This window comes from Rhodopirellula maiorica SM1, assembly GCF_000346295.1.
Classification (GTDB): domain Bacteria; phylum Planctomycetota; class Planctomycetia; order Pirellulales; family Pirellulaceae; genus Novipirellula; species Novipirellula maiorica.
The window spans coordinates 1-1,848 of record NZ_ANOG01000514.1; the positions used below are offsets into that span (position 1 = coordinate 1).

3 protein-coding genes are annotated in these 1,848 nt (G+C 54.3%); 1 reads left to right on the forward strand and 2 read right to left on the reverse strand.

Annotation, left to right across the window (positions count from 1 at the left end; translation table 11 throughout):
• Nucleotides 1-504 (reverse strand): MBL fold metallo-hydrolase (locus RMSM_RS16395; RefSeq protein ID WP_040767452.1); only part of this gene is annotated, 504 nt, incomplete at its 3' end.
• Nucleotides 505-782: 278 nt separating this feature from the next.
• Here RMSM_RS16395 and RMSM_RS16400 point away from each other — a divergent pair.
• Nucleotides 783-1,445, forward strand: a complete 663-nt coding sequence (locus RMSM_RS16400) for an ArsR/SmtB family transcription factor (RefSeq protein ID WP_008698411.1) — start codon at nucleotides 783-785, stop codon at nucleotides 1,443-1,445.
• Nucleotides 1,446-1,566: 121 nt separating this feature from the next.
• Here the strand turns inward: RMSM_RS16400 and RMSM_RS16405 are convergent.
• Nucleotides 1,567-1,848, reverse strand: a 282-nt coding sequence (locus tag RMSM_RS16405) for a response regulator transcription factor (protein ID WP_144057708.1), incomplete at its 5' end; no start/stop codon positions are given.

Genomic DNA, 1,848 nt, shown 5'->3' on the forward strand with positions numbered 1-1,848 from the left:
CAAATACGACATGTGCTCCGGCGTGTGCCCCGGAGTATGAATCCCTCGCAATTTGATGCTGCCGACGGTGAATTCGTCACCATCACGTAGAGGCCGATCGAGCTTGAATCCGTACCCCGGATCGCCTTCGATACTGGCTACGATCCGTGCTGTGCCGGTGCGATCGGCAAGCTCTCGTGATCCCGAAACAAAATCGGCATGCACATGTGTCTCCACCACATGAGTGATCGTCATGCCATGTTTTTCCGCTAGATCCAGATAGACCTGAACATCGCGACGAGGATCGATCACGACGGCCACGCCAGCGGTTTTGTCACCTAAGAAATATGAATAGTGCGATAGGCCGCCAGCCTTGATCGTTTCCAACACGACATGCGAGGGTGGTTGGGTGACACCGGAGTTCTCACCAGCCTGGGCGATCGTTCCTAACTTGGTCAGCAATGCCGTTCCCAGCCCAATCGCGCCGGCGTGCTGAAGGACTTCGCGTCGATTGAATGTGCTCATCATTGGTTCCTTGATGTGTGAACTGCGTTTGGCTGAGAACGGACGTCCAATGAATTGCCCGCCACAACACTCAAAAGGTTCATTGAATATTTAATGTACGCAACTCCATCGCGTCCGCCAACCCAAACTCAAAAAGTTCATTGACTTTGCAATGACCACGGATATGATGGCAAAACAGAAATTCCCATCGCTCTGCGGATGCTGCTCACAGACGACGCCGACCTGCAACGCCGGCCCTGTGATCGCAACGCAAGTCAGTTCCCCCTCCCGAGGGCACCATGCTCGACAAACAGAATCAAGCGGCGATTTATCGGCAACTTGCCGACGTGGGAGGCGCACTTTCGAATCCGCATCGGCTGAAAATGATCAGCCTGTTGGCTCAGGGCGATAAACCGATCGATGAATTGGCAAAATTGACCAACCAGTCGCTGGCGGCCGCGAGCGCCAACGTGAAGGTGCTGCGAAATTGCCACTTGATCGCGACAGAAAAGCGAGGACGCAGCGTTTATTGCTCGCTAAAAGACCCGCGTGTCGCGGAACTCTGGCTGCGATTTCGCGATCTTGGCGAAGTTGTCGTTCCCGAGATTCGCGAGGTCATGCGAGAAGAATTTGATGCCGATGACGGCTTGTCCCCGCTGACCGAACTTGACCTCAACGCCAAGCTCGATCGCGGACGTTTCACCCTGTTGGACCTGCGGCCGACAACGGAATTTGAGCAAGGGCATTTGCCCAAAGCGAGAAACGTTCCCTTTGGTTCGCTTGCCGAAGCGGCACCAAAGCTACCCAAATCATCATCGATGTTGGTGTATTGTCGCGGCCCATTTTGCGCGGCCGCGTTCGCGGGAAATCGCTGGCTGCGAGAAAATCAATTCAAATCCCAGCGTTTACGTTTCAGCGTTCCCGAATGGAAGGCGGCGGGACTGAGTATCGAGCGTGATTAGAGACGATCGCGTTGTGCGTAAGAGAAACGTGATCAAACCGATGCTGTTCCATTCGCCTAACAGAACCTAATAGTCCCATAGAGCCGATCAGTCCATAGAGCAGGCGAGTCCATAGAGCCGCCTAGTCGATAAAGCCCACTCGCACCGCTTTGACCGCGGCGTCGGTGCGATCGTTGGCACCAAGTTTTCGCAAGATGTTTTGCACATGCTCTTTCACTGTCTCGACGCTGATCATTAGCGACTTGGCGATCTCTTTGTTACTGAGCCCCAGCGCGATGTGCAGTAACACTTGAGATTCACGGCTTGTCAGCGGCCAATCGCACGAGTATTGGGTGAGATCGACTTCATTGAGCATCTTCTCACGAATTTGATGGAACCGCCCCTCGGGAACCGCCCCTTGAGC

Coding starts and splice junctions, on each gene's coding strand:
- RMSM_RS16400 (WP_008698411.1), top strand. CDS start 783: ATGCTCGACAAACAGAATCAAGCGGCGATTTATCGGCAACTTGCCGAC.